This window comes from Psychrobacter sp. CCUG 69069, from assembly GCF_021023115.1.
GTDB classification, from domain to species: Bacteria; Pseudomonadota; Gammaproteobacteria; order Pseudomonadales; family Moraxellaceae; genus Psychrobacter; species Psychrobacter namhaensis.
Genome location: NZ_QQAI01000001.1, coordinates 402,962 through 419,989, shown reverse-complemented (window position 1 = coordinate 419,989; position 17,028 = coordinate 402,962). Strand labels below are relative to the sequence as shown.

Here is a 17,028-nt window from a genome sequence, read left to right as displayed (position 1 = left end):
CTTTCAATAATTTAGATTATGAAAGCTTATTTTTTTGGCGCATTGGCACCAATGAACCACGCATCTTTATCGATGATACGGCTTACTTCTGTCAGTACGTCAGCGGTATCTTCGTCTCCGGCTTCGCCTGCAGTATCGATCGCTTCGCGTAGTGAGGCGGCGATTGTTTTATAGCGGTTGGTAAGCTCACGGACATGTTGATCGACTTCGGTAATATCAGTAGGATAAGTTTCCAAAATAGAATCTTCAACCACACGCTTTGAGATCCCATTTGCTTTGCCGCCCAAGATAACAATACGTTCAGCCACAGTGTCATAGCCCTCTGTCAAACGCTCATAAGTATCGTCTAATAGCTGATGCACACCGATAAAGCCTGTGCCTTGTAGGTTCCAGTGGCACTGCTTACTGTCCATGCTTAAGTCAATTAGATTTGCTAAATTAGCGTTTAGCAGATCAACCATTTTTTTGGCAGTTTCATCATTAATACCACTTGCGTAACGTTCTCTCATATTTTACTCCGTTATATCGTTATTTTATTGAATGGAATGTCTAACTTGTTTTTATTGATATTTTACGTCGGTACTGCTTGTTGATTCGTTATAAATCATACCAGCTTAAATAGGGTATGAAACCCTTAAGCGTTATGCTTTGTTAGGTGGTCGTGTAATGAGTTTGTTAACCATGAAAAGCTTTGTAAATGGAGTGGATGCTATGTGCGTTTTATATAACTATCTTAGGCACACTTAGCAGTAATGCTTTTATGGATAGTGCTGTTATAAAGGGTACGTTTATAAAGGGTGTGCTTATAATTAAGAGTCACTTTATACGCTTAGATACGGGTTCGTATTTCCCACGGCAAGTCATAGACAAAGCCTATAACCATCCTTTTAACCATCCTTTAAAAATCCATATTCAGACCCCATATTGTTATAAACTTTTAAAAGAAGTAAGCCATTATGCGAATGCCTGAACCGCGCTCGTCGCGTCAGTTAAACCAATTGGCCACTCAGCTCCAAGGCGAGGCTGAAATTAGTGGTGTTAATGCGTCAGGGACGCAAATATCGAGTCGTGCCTTTGAGATGGTGACGGATTTTGAACCAGCAGGCGATCAGCCCCAAGCGATCAAAAAGCTCGTTGGCGGTATCAATTCTGGAATGGATGAGCAGTTGCTACTGGGTGTGACTGGTTCTGGTAAAACCTATACGATGGCGAAGGTCATCTCTGAGTGTCAACGGCCGACCATTATCATGGCGCACAACAAGACGCTCGCCGCGCAGCTATATGGCGAGTTTAAGTCATTTTTCCCCAATAATGCGGTCGAATATTTCGTCAGTTATTATGACTACTATCAGCCTGAAGCTTATGTCGCCGCTAGTGATACTTTTATCGAAAAAGACAGCGCCATTAATGATCACATTGATCAGATGCGCTTGTCAGCCACGCGTGCCTTGTTAGAGCGCCGCGATGCGATTATTGTCGCCTCGGTATCTTGTATCTATGGTTTGGGTGATCCAGAAAGCTATCTAAAAATGCTACTACATGTGGTCGTTGGTGATCAAATAGATCGTACGGCGACGATTAAACGTCTGGTCGAAATGCAATACACGCGTAACGAGCTGGACTTTGGCCGTGGTACGTATCGCTTGCGCGGTGAGCTACTCGATATCTATCCTGCTGAATCTGAGCAACTGGCTGTACGGGTGCACTTATTTGACAATGAAGTGGAAAAAATCACATGGTTTGATCCGTTAACAGGCAAGACCGTACGTAGCGTGCCGCGTATTACGATTTATCCAAAGTCACATTATGTGACACCGCGCAATAAACTAGAAGCGGCGAGTCATACGATTCGTGAAGAGTTAGAGCCGCGTTTGGAGTATTTCCGTGATAACAATAAGCTGGTTGAAGCGCAGCGCCTTAAAGAGCGTACGCAATATGATCTTGAGATGATTCAGCAGCTTGGCTACTGTAACGGTATCGAAAACTACTCGCAGCATCTGTCTGGTCGTCCATCAGGAGAAGCGCCGCCGACGTTGTTTGATTATATTCCAGAGGATGCGCTGCTATTCCTTGATGAGTCACATGTGACTGTCTCGCAGATTGGGGCGATGTATAAAGGCGATAGATCCCGTAAAGAGAACTTAGTCAATTATGGGTTTCGTCTACCAAGTGCGATGAATAACCGTCCCATGAAGTTTGAAGAATGGGAACGTATCAAACCCAAGACGATTTATGTGAGTGCGACGCCTGCGTTGTATGAGTTAGAGCATAGCGAACAAGTCGTCGAGCAAGTGGTACGTCCCACGGGCCTGATCGATCCTGAGATTGAGATACGTCCTGTGTTGACGCAGGTCGATGATGTGCTATCCGAGATTACCAAGCGCCGCGAAAAAGATGAGCGCGTACTGATTACCACTTTGACCAAACGCATGTCAGAGGACTTAACCAGTTATCTCAAAGAATATGATGTCAAAGTGGCGTATTTGCATTCAGATATCGATACGGTTGAGCGTATGCAGATTATTCATGAGCTGCGCACTGGCGTCCATGATGTCTTGGTGGGTATTAACCTATTGCGTGAAGGCTTGGATATGCCAGAGGTGTCATTGGTTGCTATATTTGATGCAGATAAAGAGGGATTTTTGCGTTCTGAGCGCTCCCTCATTCAGACCATTGGTCGTGCTGCGCGTCACTTAAATGGTAAGGCCATTCTCTATGCCGATCGCATCACACCAAGTATGCAAAAAGCGATAGATGAGACGGATCGTCGCCGTGACAAGCAGATTGCTTTTAACCTTGAGCATAACATCACGCCAAAAGGCGCGCGCCGTAGTATCACCGATAAGATTGATACAGGTGAGAGCTTGGATGCCAATGACAATCAAGCCATTCCAGTTAAGAGTAACCTGCCTGATGTCGATATTAATATCTTGCGTAGTCCGGATTTATTGGCCAAAGAGATTAAGCGTTTGGAAAAACAGATGCAGCAAATGTCGCGTGACCTAAAGTTTGAGGAAGCCGCAAAAACACGTGATAAGGTGCTTGAGCTTAAAGCGCATCTAATCTAGCCGTTTAGTTTGGATAGTATTTAGAAGTAAAAAAGGTGAGTTGCACAGTGTTTGTGACTCACTTTTTTTGTGTCAATGTTTTGTAGGGCTTAAAAGCTGGCTTGTATTTGAAACAGCACCCGATATCTATGAAGAGAACGAATATTGACAGTACATTTTTACTAACATCAAACGCAGTTTTACATATCCCACCTTAAAAAATGCCTACGTATCTTATAGGCTAAATACATAAGGCACGAGCGACAAAGCATACAGATAAATGCTAGACGTGGATTACAAAGTCAGGCGTGCTAACGTATTTTATAAATTTTTAAGTGAAGGAACGGTCTATGTTTGATATCAAATCGTTTTTTAAACGAGAAGTAGAAAAGAAGCTCATTGATGTAGATGATTATATTTTTATGCCTGAGCGCGTCGAGATGGAGCTTGAAGGCGGTTTACTAAACTGCGTGTTAAATAGTGATGGTCGTGTCGATATTTTTTATAGCAAAGAAGGGGTGACAGAAGTAAGCTCAGCATCACGTAAACATCCTTTTACCTCATTTGAGACTGAGCTGAATCATGGTGTCTATGATGATGTCATCGATGATCTGATCAAAGAAGTGAGCAAAATTATCGACGGCTCCTCCAAGTATTTTCGTCGAAATAAGGTATTGCCTTCCACAGCCGCTTTACCTTCTAAGCCACCTACTGACCTATAGTATGAGCGGTATTCAAACTTGTAGAAAAAAGGGAGCGTTACATTTCACGTCTCCCTTTTTTTTGTATTTTTTAGCGGCTTATTTGGTAAAACTTGCGTAGCAGCTTTGTAGGGACTTTGCGACGACTCTCGCTACCAGCTGCGTGCGATATTGGGAGTCTATAGCAGCATTCCCAAGTTCCACAATGGTGACTTGCTGCGGTGCTTGCTCACTGACACAGCCGCAAACATTACTCTTGACCGCTTCTTCTTGCGTTTCAGTCATGGCCACACTCGCAATACGCCAAGCGTTTTGTTTCTCAATTTGGCTACGGCACTGATTGTCAATGGCTGCTTTAAAGACGTTCATACCAATCTCGTTTGCTGTACCGATAGCATTACCTGTACTGTTATTAACACCACCTGTCGTGGTACAGCCAGTTAAGGCAAAAGTGGCGAGTAAGAGGGTGGAAGCAACGTATTTTTTCATAGGAAAGTCCTTTAAGTTTTTTGAGTGGAAATAAAGAGCGCGCTGTTTGAAAACGTTTGTGATTATTGCATATTTTTAACCGCGTTATTCATAACTTACACAGGAAAAACGATAGGACTTATGATGTCATCCTGATTAAGCGTCAGTCTTAGCAGTTCTAGCGTTAGGCAATAAAAAACCAGTTAAGACTTAACGTCTTAACTGGTGAACATGATGCAGCATTGACTAACTGTGGTTAGACATTTTTACCGTGTTGCTTTTTTTGGATGTCTTTGGCCAATTTATAGCAGTCATTGATGTGGTCGTTGGCGATTTTCTTAAAGATGGTGTAACCCATCGTTGCGGCAACCAGTTGTCCGCCTAGTGGAACAAACTTCGTTACTTGTTTGGCTGCGATACGACCACCGAAAGTTTGAATGGTTTTTTTGACGAGGCCACGTGTCGCCATGAGACCTGCAAAGTCTACCGTACGATCTTTAACCGCACGCCAATGGACTTCTTTTGATTGTAAGTCAATCGCTGATTTGCGATCTTCAATCAAACCAAAACGTTCACTGATCTCAGGGACAAGCTGAGTGAGCATGCCCGCATCAACTGCGACATCAAAAAATGGCACCGGTACAATAGCCACACCAGCTGACACTCTAGCACGCTTCTTTACTAACTTTTGGCATTCTTTTTTGACTTTATCAAGGTCTAGATTTGGATCAATGGTGTCTGGTAGTTTTTCAGCGAGTGGTGTCGTTTTCATAGGATTTCCTTATAAAAAATTGATTAAAATAGAGAAAAAATACTTCAGATGACTCCTATTCTATGGATTTATAAGCGGCATACAATCATAGCTTTGTAGCAAAATGCAGAAAATTACGTCACTATGCACCGTTTTTGTAAGTACGAGATGATCTTATGGACTGAGACGTTAAAAATTGTCGTTGTGAGCCTCTCGTAAAGCCAGTAGAATACGTCCATGCTAAATTTAACTCCCCGCTATACCCATACTCGCATTGACGAGTTGCCTGTCGCGTTGCAACCACTTGCTGCCCAATCATTAACGCTTGCTCGTCTGTACGCAGGCCGCGGTATCACTGAACTTACCGAGCTTGATACGGGATTATCTGGTCTGTTGCCCGCTGAGATGCTGCACGGTGTCACAGAAGCGGTACGTCTACTAGATGAGGCGATTGATGCCCAACAGCGCATCTTAATCGTTGGTGACTTTGACTGTGATGGCGCGACCAGCACGGCGCTGATGATGCGCGCGCTCACAAAAATGGGCGCGGTGGTTGATTTCTTAGTACCGGATCGCTTCAAATACGGCTATGGTTTGACGCCAGAGATTGTTGAGTTGGGTATCGAAACTTATCAGCCGGACATGATAGTGACGGTTGATAATGGCATTTCTAGTCATGAGGGCGTGGCGCGCGCGCAGGCAGATGGTATAACGGTCATTATTACTGACCATCATCTAACGACGAAAGAAACACCGCCTGCAGAGGCCGTGGTCAATCCCAATCAGCTTGATTGCAGCTTTACCAGTAAGGCGCTGGTTGGGGTAGGCGTGGCCTTTTATGTGCTCGGGCGACTGGCCAAACTGCGCCGTACAGCTGGCAAGTCTACGGTACAAGTCAGTCAGTACTTAGACTTAGTGGCGCTTGGTACGATTGCTGATGTTGGTGTGCTGGATAAAAACAACCGTATCTTAGTGCATCATGGACTTGCTGCTATTCGCCAAGGACGTTGCTGCTTAGGCATCTTAGCCTTATTAGAACAAGCCGGACGTGACCCCAAGCAATTACACGCACAGGATTTTGGTTTTGTCTTAGGTCCGCGTATCAACGCTGCTGGACGTATGGATAACATGCGTATCGGGATTGAGTGTTTATTGACTGAAGATTGGGGCACTGCGCAGCGTCTAGCACAGGAGCTTGAGCAGCTAAATCGTACCCGTCGTCAAGTAGAAGGCGAGATGCGCACACAAGCTGACAGTATTGTTCAAACATTGGCTGATGGTGTTGATACTGACACTGATGAAAGTCGCGATGTTATCGTTCAGAGTAAGCCTGAGAAAAAAGCCGTCAACGATCATAAGCGTAGTATTGTTTTGTACCAAGATGACTGGCATCAAGGCGTGATTGGCATTGTCGCTGGTCGTTTAAAAGAAAGTCATTATCTACCCAGCATTGTTTTTGCGCCAGCAGACACACAGCGTACGGGCGATGACGATGCCATCAAAGGCTCAGCGCGTTCTATCGCTGGCGTGCATATTCGTGATGCGATTGAACAAGTCGCTGAGCGTTACCCCGATCTTATCAGTCACTTTGGTGGACACGCGATGGCCGCAGGCTTGACCCTTAAGCGCGGGAATTTTGAGGCATTTGTAGCAGCTTTTGATGAAGTCATGTCGCAGATGAATGATGACGTGTTTGCAGAGCAGAAATTCACCGATGGCCCATTACAAGCGAGTGACTTTAGCTTGTGGTTTGCAGAGCAGTTAGCTGATGCCAATATTTGGGGGCATGGTTTTGCGCCGCCGATATTTGATGGCGTGTTTGAAGTGTTGAGTTTTAAGGTGTTAAAAGACAAGCATCTCAAGCTATCGCTGCGTTATCCTGATGTACAGTATCCGATTGAGGCGATTTATTTTAATTTTGATAGCAGCGTTTGGGATTACCGCGCCAAACAAGTGCATGTGTTATTTCAGTTGGATATCAATGAATGGAATGGCAAACAAAGCTTGCAGCTGATGGTCAAAGACTTGGCGGTGGTAGAAAAGACCTAAGAGCTTCATTATTTTTAAAGTGAAGTGCTTTTAATACTTCCATTCCAATGTCGGAAACTGCCAATCATAGCGTATCGCGAGCATGCGTAAGGTAAAGATCGTACTCATAGTCGCGATATCCGTAACCCAAGCGGTCACACCAAGATGGTGTAGGACAAAATAGAGAATGCCGCCAGTCAATGCAGCGGTAATATAAATCTCTTGCTGTAACACCAGCGGAATCTCATTGCAAATCATATCGCGAATGATGCCGCCCACCACAATGGTAATGACACCTAGCAGTAAGGCCACCGGAACATTTGCCCCCATGCCAACGGCAACCTTGATACCAATTAACGTAAAGGCGGACAGGCCAATGGTATCTGAGAGTTTGAGGAATTTATCGACGCGGCGAGAGTTGGGGTGAAAAAATATTTGCATCACTAAAGAAGATATAGTGATGACGGTAAGGTAGCTCATGTCTACCATCCAAAATAATGGATGACGATTTAAAATGACGTCTCGCACTGTGCCGCCACCGATAGCGGTCACAATGGACACCAGTAAGCAGCCGAACACATCAAAGTTTTTGTGCTTGGCCAGTATTGTGCCCGACACACTACAAGCGACAATGCCGATCATGTCAAACAAGTAAATCAAAGAGCGCGGGTCAAAGGTGGTGATCAGTGCTGCAGGGTCCAATGCGATAGCCAACATGCGCAAATCTCACTCATTGTGAATATTATCAAGCGGTAGGGGGAGCACTAAGCGTAAACCCATTCTACAGTGGTGTTAAAGGCCTTTTACGCCACCAAGCGAATAGAGGGCAGATGCCAATCAAATCTAAGCGCTAGCATCCGCACTGCAAAGATAACAAATAGCATAATGAACTCATTGATACCAGCGTTGACACCGAAGGATTGTAAAAGTAAATATGTGACAGATCCTGCAATGCTGGCAGTGATATAAATCTCACGCTGTAGTACCAGCGGTATCTCATTACAGATAATGTCGCGTAGCAGACCACCGACAATGGCCGTCCAAACACCCATCATAATAGCGATGATAGGGGACATGTCCTGCGTCAATGCCACCTTAAAGCCAATCACACTAAAAGCTGCCAGTCCAATGGCGTCAAAGAGTTTAAGGGCATTATCAATTTTATGATACAGGTGAAAGAACATCTGTAGTATCAGTGATGTCACTGTAATGACGATCACATAATTGAGATCCGTCATCCAAAATAGTGGATGACGATCAAGCGCCATATCACGCAGCGTACCACCACCGATGGCATTGACCATAGAAACCAAGATGCAGCCTGAGATATCCAAACCTTTGTGTTGAGCCAGTAGCGTCCCTGCTATCGCGCAAGCAATCACGCCCACCATGTCTAACAAATATAATAGAATATCAGGAAAAATCAAATCATTAACCATGGTTATGTTGCCAAGTAGCGCCCATCAAAGTGGCTTGAGTATGTGTTTTAAATGGAACGTATATTGAAAGGTTATACCAATAGGGTAAAAAGAAGCGGCTCAGTATCAGGCCCCTGTTTACCCATCTTTTGCAAACAGTATGAGTCCTACGATAATCAGTCCGATCCCAATCAAGCCCATGGCCGATGGTATGGTGTTGTTGAGCAATAACATACCCCCAATTAAGGCGAATATCACCTCACTGGCTTGTGTTGCATCAACGCCAGCCACTTCACTTGACGTTTCTGCTTTTTCGCGAGCATACAAAAAAATACTGGTTGCTGCTACTCCGGCCAATAAAGCGACAAGTAACGTGTTGAATAGTTGGGAAGCATCTGGCAAATCAGGGCGCACTATAATGCCTAAAACCAGCCAAAATGGCAAACTCCCAAGCGTCATTAACCACACTTTGTTAAAAGCATTTTGCAGTAAAGTGGTTTCAATCGCTGGTATGCGCGCGATAAGATGTTGTAAAAATGAGTTAGGCAAGGCTTGGTTAGAGGAGGTGAGACGTACGGGGCCGGCTACGTCTGGCATATGATCTATGTCAGTCGATAAAACAGGGGCTTCGGTGATCAGTGCGCTGGTGTGCTCGCCGATATCACTTTGCTGAATAGGCGCTTCTTTGGTAGACCGCAGCTCAGCGCTACGATGACGTGCATTATAAGAGACTTGCCAAACCAGCTGATTGCCAATGGGATAGCTAAAGGCTGCTACTAGCGCCGGTATGGCACCGTATAGTAGCATGTCTGTCATGGGCGCTGCCTGACTGTCCAATAACGAGGCAGCGTGCAGACCTTCACTAACATTCACCAGCACCACCCCGACAAACACTAACAGCGCATAGACAATGAATTTTTTATCAAAACGCTGCCCAAACGCCAGTAATACGAGTAGGCTTGCGACCACTGTAAACATAAAAGTCGCGGCAACAACCCAGCCGGCAACATGGTCAGCAGCGTAGCAAATACCCGTATAAAATATACCAAAGCCAATACTGCCAGTAATGCACCAAAATCCCCAATGTTGACGAAAAATAGCCATCAGCGCCTTGATACGACCAGCGCCATGCTGCATCCCAATAAGGGCTGTGAGAATCAACCACATAAAAGCGTAACGTAGGCTTGCAGACCAAAACCAGTGCCCACCAGCCGCACTCATAAGCTCGTTTAGGACAAACGTTGAACTAAAGAACGCACCCGCCAATAAGCCCAATAAAATGAGTTTGATCATACCTACGCCCTTATCCTTGGCTTATTATTGATTAATAGTGGCTGTTTAACTTTTAGTTTGCTATTTTCCTTTGGCGTCTGCCCAAATGATTTTGTGCAGTTGCAACTGAAAGCGTACGGGCAGGGCATCAGCCAATATCCATTCTGCAAGGTCGCGCGCCAAAACGGGCACATCGGGGCCAGTGTCTTCATTGATATCATCTGCGACATTGAACATTGGAGAAAACCACACCGTGCCCACCAATTCATTGAGCTTGTGTTCAGACAGTTTGGTTTTCGCCCAGTTATAATCCTCACGATTCATGATGACAAACTTAATCTGGTCATGCTGTGTGAGGTAGTCGAGGTTTGACCATAAGTTTTTATCGGCTTCACCTGAGCTTGGTGTTTTGAGATCCATCACTTTACTCACGGCCGTTGGTACATTTTCTACCGTGAGGGCGCCAGCTGTTTCAAGCGAGATCTCATAACCATCGCTCAGCAAGCGTTTGATCAAAGCAATGGCGTTCGGCTGAGCCAACGGTTCGCCGCCCGTCAGACAGATACGTTTACAAGGATAGCGTTTGATCGTTGTTATAATGGTGTCCAATGATTGACGCTCGCCGCCTGTAAAGGCGTATTCGGTATCGCAATAGACACAGCGCAGCGGACAGCCAGTGAGGCGCACAAATATCGTTGGTAAGCCTGACGTTAGCGCTTCACCTTGTAATGAGTAAAAGATTTCTGTTAAACGTAGACCCGCTTCAGGGTCAGTGACAGGAATGGTAGATGTGCGTAGTAGTGACTCACTCATAATATTTTCAAATACAGTTAATGTTGACAACGCGATTAAGCATTCATCACTCTTAATAAAAGACAGTTTATAGATTGTACCGTGCTAGGTTTCAATAAAACCAAAATAAAAAGCGGATTATAACGTAATGCCTTATATTAAGCTGCAAAAAAGATGCGGGAGTCATTCTCCAGCATCTTTTTTTGTTAAAAATAAAGATCGTACTTGGGAGGGGTTTAGTCCAAACGCAACAACTCATTGACAGCGGTTTTTGCGCGGGTCTGTGCATCCACTTTTTTCACGATGATAGCGGCGTATAAGCTGTGCGTGCCATCTTCTGAAGGTAAGCTACCTGGTACCACAACTGAGCCTGCTGGTACGCGGCCACGATGAATCTCACCCGTTTCGCGGTCATAGATGCGCGTAGATTGACCGATATAGACGCCCATAGAGATAACAGCGCCTTCTTCTACGATCACGCCTTCAACGATCTCAGAGCGTGCACCGATGAAGCAGTTGTCTTCGATTATAGTTGGATTGGCTTGTAATGGCTCTAATACACCACCGATACCAACGCCACCTGATAAATGCACGTTTTTACCGATTTGAGCACATGAGCCCACCGTTGCCCACGTATCTACCATCGCCCCTTGATCAACGTAAGCGCCAATATTGACATAAGATGGCATGAGTACAGCGCCTGCTGCAATGTATGAGCCTTTACGAGCTACCGCTGGCGGGACAACACGTACGCCTGCTTCTTTAAATTGGGCTTCAGTCCAGTTGGCAAACTTAGTTGGTACTTTGTCATAAAACTGTACGTGCTCACCAGCTGCTTGAACGTAGTTGTCGTTGAGACGGAACGAGAGTAAGACAGCCTTTTTTGCCCACTGATTGACGACCCATTCGCCGTCCTTTTTTTCTGCAACCCGTAAGCTGCCGTTGTCTAGTTGCTCAAGCACTTGCTCGATGGCATCACGCACGTCTTGTGGCATATTGCTTGGGCTATACTCATTGCGGTTTTCAAAGGCTTGTTCGATGGTTTGCTGTAATGACATAAAGGTTCCTAAGATAAATGGAAGGTAAGTGACAGTAAATATTATAGTTACAGGATGAGTGTGACTTGGACTAAAAACTTGCTTGCCGTATTGTCGCTAATTTGGCGACTTTTAGCAAACGCGTTACACGCAAACGTTGTTGCTAATCTCAGCTATCTGACGCATGGCTCTCTAACCACGCCAAGACATCTTGATAGACGATTTGGTTGTCTTTTTCATGTAATGGCTCATGGCGCATGTTTGGATAGAGCTGAATATCGATGCGGCTAAAGTTTTGCTTGTTTAGACGGGTGACAATTTTACGGACCCCTTTGCCCATGTTACCAATGGGATCTTCTGCACCGCTGATAAATAGCATAGGGAAACTTTTAGGAATTGTCACCGCCCAGCCTTTATTTAAACTGGCTTCCATTAAAGCAAACAAGGTCATAAAACCGTTATTGGTAAAATCAAAACCAGTCAGTGGATCGGCTTCATAGGCCTCAATGTTCGCCGTATTTGCACTTAACCAAGCAAATTGTGAGGAAGAGGTGCGGTTTTCAAGTTTGCTGTTGAGTACCTTATTCATTGTACTGGCAAACACTGTGTTTGGCTGTCTGGGCGCTACTTTTGCCAGTATTTTATTGACCGGCAGGAGCACTTTGGTTAATGGGTTGGTATCGGCTGTACCCATTAAGATAGCCCCTGTGAAATTGTGGGCGTGATGCTTGAGGACGTTGCGGACAATAAAGGAGCCCATAGAATGCCCCATGACAAAATGGGGGACGTTAGGATGGCGCGCTTTTAAGCTATCGGCCATGACTATGACGTCTTTTAATAGCGACTGTACGGGATGTTCCTCACCGAAAAAGCCTAAATCTGCTTCTGTTTTAATGGTTTGACCGTGGCCTAGATGATCATAAGTTGCCACTGCGACACCATTGTCTGCTAAAAATTGCGCAAAATTTGCATAGCGGCCGCTGTGTTCTGCCATACCATGCACGATCAGTAACGTGGCTTTTACCGCGGTGTCTTTATGGCTGGGTTCAAAAAAATCATGATGCAAGTAGTGAATGTTATCGGAGGAGAGGATGTGGTCGTTACTTGTATCGGTGTTCATAGCGGTTTCCTTGAAAGGTTTTAAAGACTTATCATTTTAATTGGTTGTAGGTATTGTGCTTTTAAACAGCTAAACAGCTAAACAGCTAAACAGCGTTTAAAAAGTCAGCGTATTATACGACGCTTATAATAAATGTTGGTATTGGGCGCTGGTCATTCATTTTACCTTGTTTGAGCGTTTTTCGTCGTGTGCGCACAAATACTGTTTTTGGGGCCACACGTTTTTAGCGCCATAAAGGTGATAAACAATGTAGCGACAAAGCGTTATTGGGTCAATGCTATTTAAGACAATTGTGCTTGCGCCATTGTTTGTATGGCATCTATTTAACTTGTGTGCCACTGATCGCCACGCTTTTAAAGCGCCGCTCGCTTAACACCCATAGAGTCAAACAAGCGTCAATTGAACCATAAAATTGAGTTATTCTAAATACGCCATGTGTGGTGACGTGCTGTGAAAAACTAGTCTTGTTGCTGCTTACCTTGTGATAAAGGTTTACAACCTACCTGAATTTTGCTTAAATGGTTTAACTAATGAAACGTAGTTCCGCTTGGCAGAACAATACAGTTGGTGATTGAGTAATAATGGGTTTTTTGGCTCAAATGTTCCTAAATATGAGGGATAAGCGTAAAAACAAAATAGTCTATGGTTTGTTTACTACAAAAATTGCTATATTATTACTCGTCTGTAACGCATTAATAGTGACATATTGATGTAGCTGGCAGGACTAAATCGACTACTTCAAGGATGAATTCAATGCTCAATTCTTTAAAATCTTCCCTACTTTTATCAGCGATGCTAAGTGCTACGTTAGGACTTACTGCATGCTCATCTCCAAGTTCAGAAAGCAGTGACAGTGCGGCGACAGATAGCTCGGCCACGGATGCCGCCGCCACTGATCAGCTGGATACTAAGTTTCTCACCATCGCTACAGGCGGGGCATCTGGCCCTTACAATATTATCGGTACGTCGTTATCAGAAGTCTACGTCAAAACCTTTGGGGTGAACTCAAAGACGCAAACCACAGGCGCTTCAGTAGAAAACGTCAATCTACTGACCCAAGGCAAAGTCGACATGGTATTGGCGCTGAGTGATGTGGTCACAGACGCGGTCGAAGGCAAAAACAACTTTGATCAGCCGATCAACAATATCCAACAGCTGGCTGTTCTTTACCCGAACGTGGTGCAAATCGTCACAACCAAAGATTCTGGCATCAAAAATATTGAAGACTTGAGAGGCAAGCGCATTGCAGTAGGCGATCAAGGCTCTGGCACAGAAGTGAATGCACGAACTTTGTTAGAAGGATTTGGTATTACTTATGATGATGTCACGGTTGACTATTTAGGGTTTTCTGAAGCTGCTGATGGCATGAAAGCAGGTAAAATTGAGGCGGCCTTCTTTAGTAGTGGACTTCCAAACTCGTCGCTCATGGAGCTAGAGCAAGGCTTAGACTTACAGCTGATCACCATTGACCAAGACAAGCTAAAAGAGATCATCGCGACCAAACCGTACTTTAAAACTTTTGAGATTCCTGCGGGCACTTATGGTAATGAAACCGCGATTCCAACCGCTGCCATCATGAATGCGTTGTTGGTCAGCTCTGATTTGTCTGAAGATGATGGCTATAAGCTGACCAAAGCGTTGTTTGATAATTTAGAAGGGCTAAAAACGGCTCACCAAGCGGCCAATGACATCAGCTTAGAAACCGCTCGTGACGGCATGGTTGCTCCTATCCATCCTGGCGCGAAAAAGTACTATGATGAACAAGCCGGCAAGTAAACAGTTAAGGTGGTTAACTGGCGCAGCATTCATTGCGGCGTTGGTTTTTCTTATACTGTGGATGGGCTTGGCAGGTCAGCCTGTGACTGAAGTGCGAGTGGCAGGCACTGAGGGAGAGAATGACAAAGTTTGTTATTTTACTGAGCCTGATTTTCAACTGCGCTGGATTCATTCTGTAGAAAAACAGTGGTGGGAGGAGCAGTACCAACGTCAGAGCGATGGTCTGCTGCTGACCACCACTTATTTTGAAGCTTTTGGTGCCGGGACACCTTCTACCGAAAGGCTTGCGCCCATACAAAAACCTGGCTATCTGGGTTATCAAATCAACGAAAAATTGCCACGCCTTAATTGGGTCGTATCGCGACTGACCAAAGGTGAGATTGACTATGGCAACCACCGTGTTTTGATTCATGAGTGGGTGCCAGACTATTCTGAAGTCGTGATCATGCCTCAATCGTATGGTTTAATTGATAGATTTAAAAAGGACTTGTGTCATGAACTCCCAAGTGACGGATCATAACAATGATTTACCCATACACTCCAACACCGACTCTGAAACTAATGTTGACGCTGAACTTGAGGTGCAAGCCCATAATAAAGCCATATTAGAAAAGTATGATCGAGAGTCGATCACGCGGCACATCACTCAAGGACCCGTAAAATACTTTATCGCTGGTATTTGTATACTCTATTCACTTTTTCACTTATATATCACCTTTAACCCAATGCCCGCACTGCTACAGCGCTCGGTACACGTGGGCGTTGGTTTTGCGCTGATTTTTTTGATTTTTCCAGCCAGTAAAAAAAGCAGTCGCAAGCGGGTGGCATGGTATGACTGGATTTGGTTTGCGTTGTCCTTGTCTGGCATGGCTTACTTGATTTATGAATACCAAGATATTGTCACCTCACGTGGGGGCATGGCAAATTCGACTGATGTGATATTTTCGCTGATTACCGTGATTTGCGTGTTAGAAGGCAGTCGCCGTATCACCGGTTGGATTTTGCCGATATTGGCAGGGATATTTTTGGCTTATCCGTTTGTCAGTCATTTAGAATTTATGCCGGATAGACTGTTGACTCGTCCTTATGATATGGGCGATATTTTTGGTCAATTGTTTCTAAAAACGGAAGGGCTGTACTCTGTCGCGATTGGCGCATCGGTGACCTTTATCTTTTTGTTCATACTCTTTGGTGCGTTCTTAGCGCGCTCAGGCATGGGGCAGCTGTTTAATGATTTAGCCCTAGCCATCGCGGGTCATAAAAAAGGTGGCCCAGCAAAAGTAGCTGTTATTTCTAGCGGCTTTATGGGCAGTATTAATGGCTCAGCCTTGTCAAACGTGGTGAGTACGGGTGCCTTTACCATTCCTTTGATGAAAAAAGTTGGTTATCACAAAGACTTTGCGGGTGCCGTTGAGGCAAGTGCGTCTGTTGGTGGACAAATATTGCCACCAATCATGGGTGCTAGTGCGTTCATTATGGCTGAGACGACAGGCTTGCCCTATAGCACGATTGCGCTTGCGGCCCTACTGCCAGCCATATTGTACTATCTGGGCGTGATTGCACAGGTGCATTTTCGCGCTGGACGTCGTGATTTAAAAGGCATTGCTAAAGAAAACTTGCCTGCGGTAAAAGAGGTGTTAAAAGCGCGTGGGCATATGTTACTGCCAATCGTCTTTTTGATTTTCTTGTTAATTAGAAATGTGCCCGTGGGTTATGCGGCCGCTTATACCATTGGTTTTACCGTGGTGATTAGTATGCTGCGTGCCGAAACGCGCATGAGCTTTTCTGACATCTTAGGCGCTTTAGAAGACGGCGCTCGCCAATCGCTTGCGGTAATGGCTGCTTGTGCGGTCGTTGGTATTATCATTGGGGTGGTGAGTTTGACCAGCTTTGGTACAGTGATGACGTCATCTATTGTGACGCTTGGGGCAGGGTCGCTGTTCTTCACGTTGATCTTAACCATGTTAGCGTCTATGGTCTTGGGCATGGGGCTGCCATCGATTCCGGCTTATATTATTACTGCAACCATGGCAGCACCCGCACTGGCAGGCTTTGATATCCCGATTTTATCAGCGCACATGTTCGTCTTTTACTTTGGTATTTTTGCCAATATTACCCCGCCTGTGTGTTTGGCAGCGTTTGCTGGCGCGGGTATCTCTGGCGGAGATCCTATGAAGACAGGGTTTTTATCACTCAAGCTCGCCCTAGCAGGATTTATCGTGCCGTTTATGTTTATCTATAACCCAACGATGCTGATGATAGATCCAACGGATCTGGCAGTAACGGCCAAAGATTTCCCACTGCCGCCTATTATCGATATTATCACAGTGGTGGTGACTTCGATTACTGGCGTGATTGCGCTCAGCTCGGCACTTGAAGGGTACTTTAAAGGAAGTATGAACACAGTGACCCGCGTTATTTTAACGATTGGCGCGCTGTTACTGATTTATCCAGAGATTACCACGGGTATCGCAGGTTGCGTCATCGTCGTTGCTGTTGCGTTGTTTAATATAAAAACGAGTAAGGCAGCAACACCGACTGTGAGTGTTTGATTTTTAGATGTTGATCAAGTCAAAAAAAAGGGTGAATAACAATGAGCTGTTATTCACCCTTTTTAC

Annotated in this window: 15 protein-coding genes; 6 read left to right on the top strand and 9 right to left on the bottom strand. The window is 45.0% G+C overall.

Going from position 1 to position 17,028, the window contains the following annotated elements; all coding sequences use genetic code 11:
* Nucleotides 1–26: 26 nt before the first annotated feature.
* Nucleotides 27–509 carry a DNA starvation/stationary phase protection protein Dps gene (dps, locus tag DVY93_RS01695; RefSeq protein WP_193006241.1) on the bottom strand — a complete coding sequence of 161 codons (483 nt, stop codon included), beginning with the start codon at nucleotides 507–509 and terminating at the stop codon, nucleotides 27–29.
* Between the two features lie 447 nt (nucleotides 510–956).
* Between dps and uvrB the strand changes: the two genes are divergently transcribed.
* Nucleotides 957–3,068 (top strand): excinuclease ABC subunit UvrB, encoded by a 2,112-nt coding sequence (uvrB, locus tag DVY93_RS01690; protein WP_230708588.1) that lies wholly within the window; start codon nucleotides 957–959, stop codon nucleotides 3,066–3,068.
* A 329-nt stretch (nucleotides 3,069–3,397) separates the two neighbouring features.
* Nucleotides 3,398–3,769: a hypothetical protein gene (locus DVY93_RS01685; protein ID WP_193006239.1), complete on the top strand. Its 372-nt coding sequence runs from the start codon at nucleotides 3,398–3,400 to the stop codon at nucleotides 3,767–3,769.
* A gap of 78 nt (nucleotides 3,770–3,847) precedes the next feature.
* Here DVY93_RS01685 and DVY93_RS01680 read toward each other — a convergent pair whose 3' ends face one another.
* Nucleotides 3,848–4,237, bottom strand: coding sequence for a hypothetical protein (locus tag DVY93_RS01680; protein ID WP_193006238.1), 390 nt, complete (start codon nucleotides 4,235–4,237; stop codon nucleotides 3,848–3,850).
* A 235-nt stretch (nucleotides 4,238–4,472) separates the two neighbouring features.
* Nucleotides 4,473–4,988: a hypothetical protein gene (locus DVY93_RS01675; RefSeq protein WP_193006237.1), complete on the bottom strand. Its 516-nt coding sequence runs from the start codon at nucleotides 4,986–4,988 to the stop codon at nucleotides 4,473–4,475.
* 216 nt (nucleotides 4,989–5,204) lie between these two features.
* Here DVY93_RS01675 and recJ point away from each other — a divergent pair, with 216 nt between their 5' ends.
* On the top strand, nucleotides 5,205–7,016 hold the full coding sequence (gene recJ, locus DVY93_RS01670; protein ID WP_198334320.1) for a single-stranded-DNA-specific exonuclease RecJ: 1,812 nt from the start codon (nucleotides 5,205–5,207) through the stop codon (nucleotides 7,014–7,016).
* Between the two features lie 30 nt (nucleotides 7,017–7,046).
* Here the strand turns inward: recJ and DVY93_RS01665 are convergent, their stop codons facing one another.
* From DVY93_RS01665 to DVY93_RS01640, 6 genes are all read right to left on the bottom strand, one after another.
* A complete protein-coding gene (locus DVY93_RS01665) occupies nucleotides 7,047–7,712 on the bottom strand; it encodes a trimeric intracellular cation channel family protein (protein ID WP_193006235.1) in 666 nt (221 codons plus the stop codon).
* Nucleotides 7,713–7,798: 86 nt separating this feature from the next.
* Complete coding sequence (locus DVY93_RS01660) at nucleotides 7,799–8,434, bottom strand: trimeric intracellular cation channel family protein (RefSeq protein WP_193006234.1); 636 nt, start codon at nucleotides 8,432–8,434, stop codon at nucleotides 7,799–7,801.
* A gap of 117 nt (nucleotides 8,435–8,551) precedes the next feature.
* Nucleotides 8,552–9,706: a multidrug resistance efflux transporter family protein gene (locus tag DVY93_RS01655; protein ID WP_230708586.1), complete on the bottom strand. Its 1,155-nt coding sequence runs from the start codon at nucleotides 9,704–9,706 to the stop codon at nucleotides 8,552–8,554.
* 60 nt (nucleotides 9,707–9,766) lie between these two features.
* Nucleotides 9,767–10,498: a 7-carboxy-7-deazaguanine synthase QueE gene (gene queE, locus DVY93_RS01650; protein ID WP_230708584.1), complete on the bottom strand. Its 732-nt coding sequence runs from the start codon at nucleotides 10,496–10,498 to the stop codon at nucleotides 9,767–9,769.
* 215 nt (nucleotides 10,499–10,713) lie between these two features.
* Complete coding sequence (dapD, locus tag DVY93_RS01645; RefSeq protein WP_071001928.1) at nucleotides 10,714–11,535, bottom strand: 2,3,4,5-tetrahydropyridine-2,6-dicarboxylate N-succinyltransferase; 822 nt, start codon at nucleotides 11,533–11,535, stop codon at nucleotides 10,714–10,716.
* Between the two features lie 148 nt (nucleotides 11,536–11,683).
* A complete protein-coding gene (locus DVY93_RS01640; protein ID WP_230708582.1) occupies nucleotides 11,684–12,634 on the bottom strand; it encodes an alpha/beta fold hydrolase in 951 nt (316 codons plus the stop codon).
* Between the two features lie 753 nt (nucleotides 12,635–13,387).
* On the opposite strand from DVY93_RS01640, the gene DVY93_RS01635 reads away from it, so the two are divergent.
* From DVY93_RS01635 to DVY93_RS01625, 3 genes are read left to right on the top strand one after another with little or no spacing between them, the layout of a single operon-like run.
* Nucleotides 13,388–14,410 (top strand): TAXI family TRAP transporter solute-binding subunit, encoded by a 1,023-nt coding sequence (locus DVY93_RS01635; protein ID WP_193006230.1) that lies wholly within the window; start codon nucleotides 13,388–13,390, stop codon nucleotides 14,408–14,410.
* Nucleotides 14,388–14,930 carry a DUF1850 domain-containing protein gene (locus DVY93_RS01630; protein WP_230708580.1) on the top strand — a complete coding sequence of 181 codons (543 nt, stop codon included), beginning with the start codon at nucleotides 14,388–14,390 and terminating at the stop codon, nucleotides 14,928–14,930. Before DVY93_RS01635 ends, DVY93_RS01630 begins: the two co-directional genes overlap by 23 nt.
* Nucleotides 14,905–16,962 carry a TRAP transporter permease gene (locus DVY93_RS01625; RefSeq protein WP_230708578.1) on the top strand — a complete coding sequence of 686 codons (2,058 nt, stop codon included), beginning with the start codon at nucleotides 14,905–14,907 and terminating at the stop codon, nucleotides 16,960–16,962. Before DVY93_RS01630 ends, DVY93_RS01625 begins: the two co-directional genes overlap by 26 nt.
* Nucleotides 16,963–17,028: the final 66 nt, after the last annotated feature.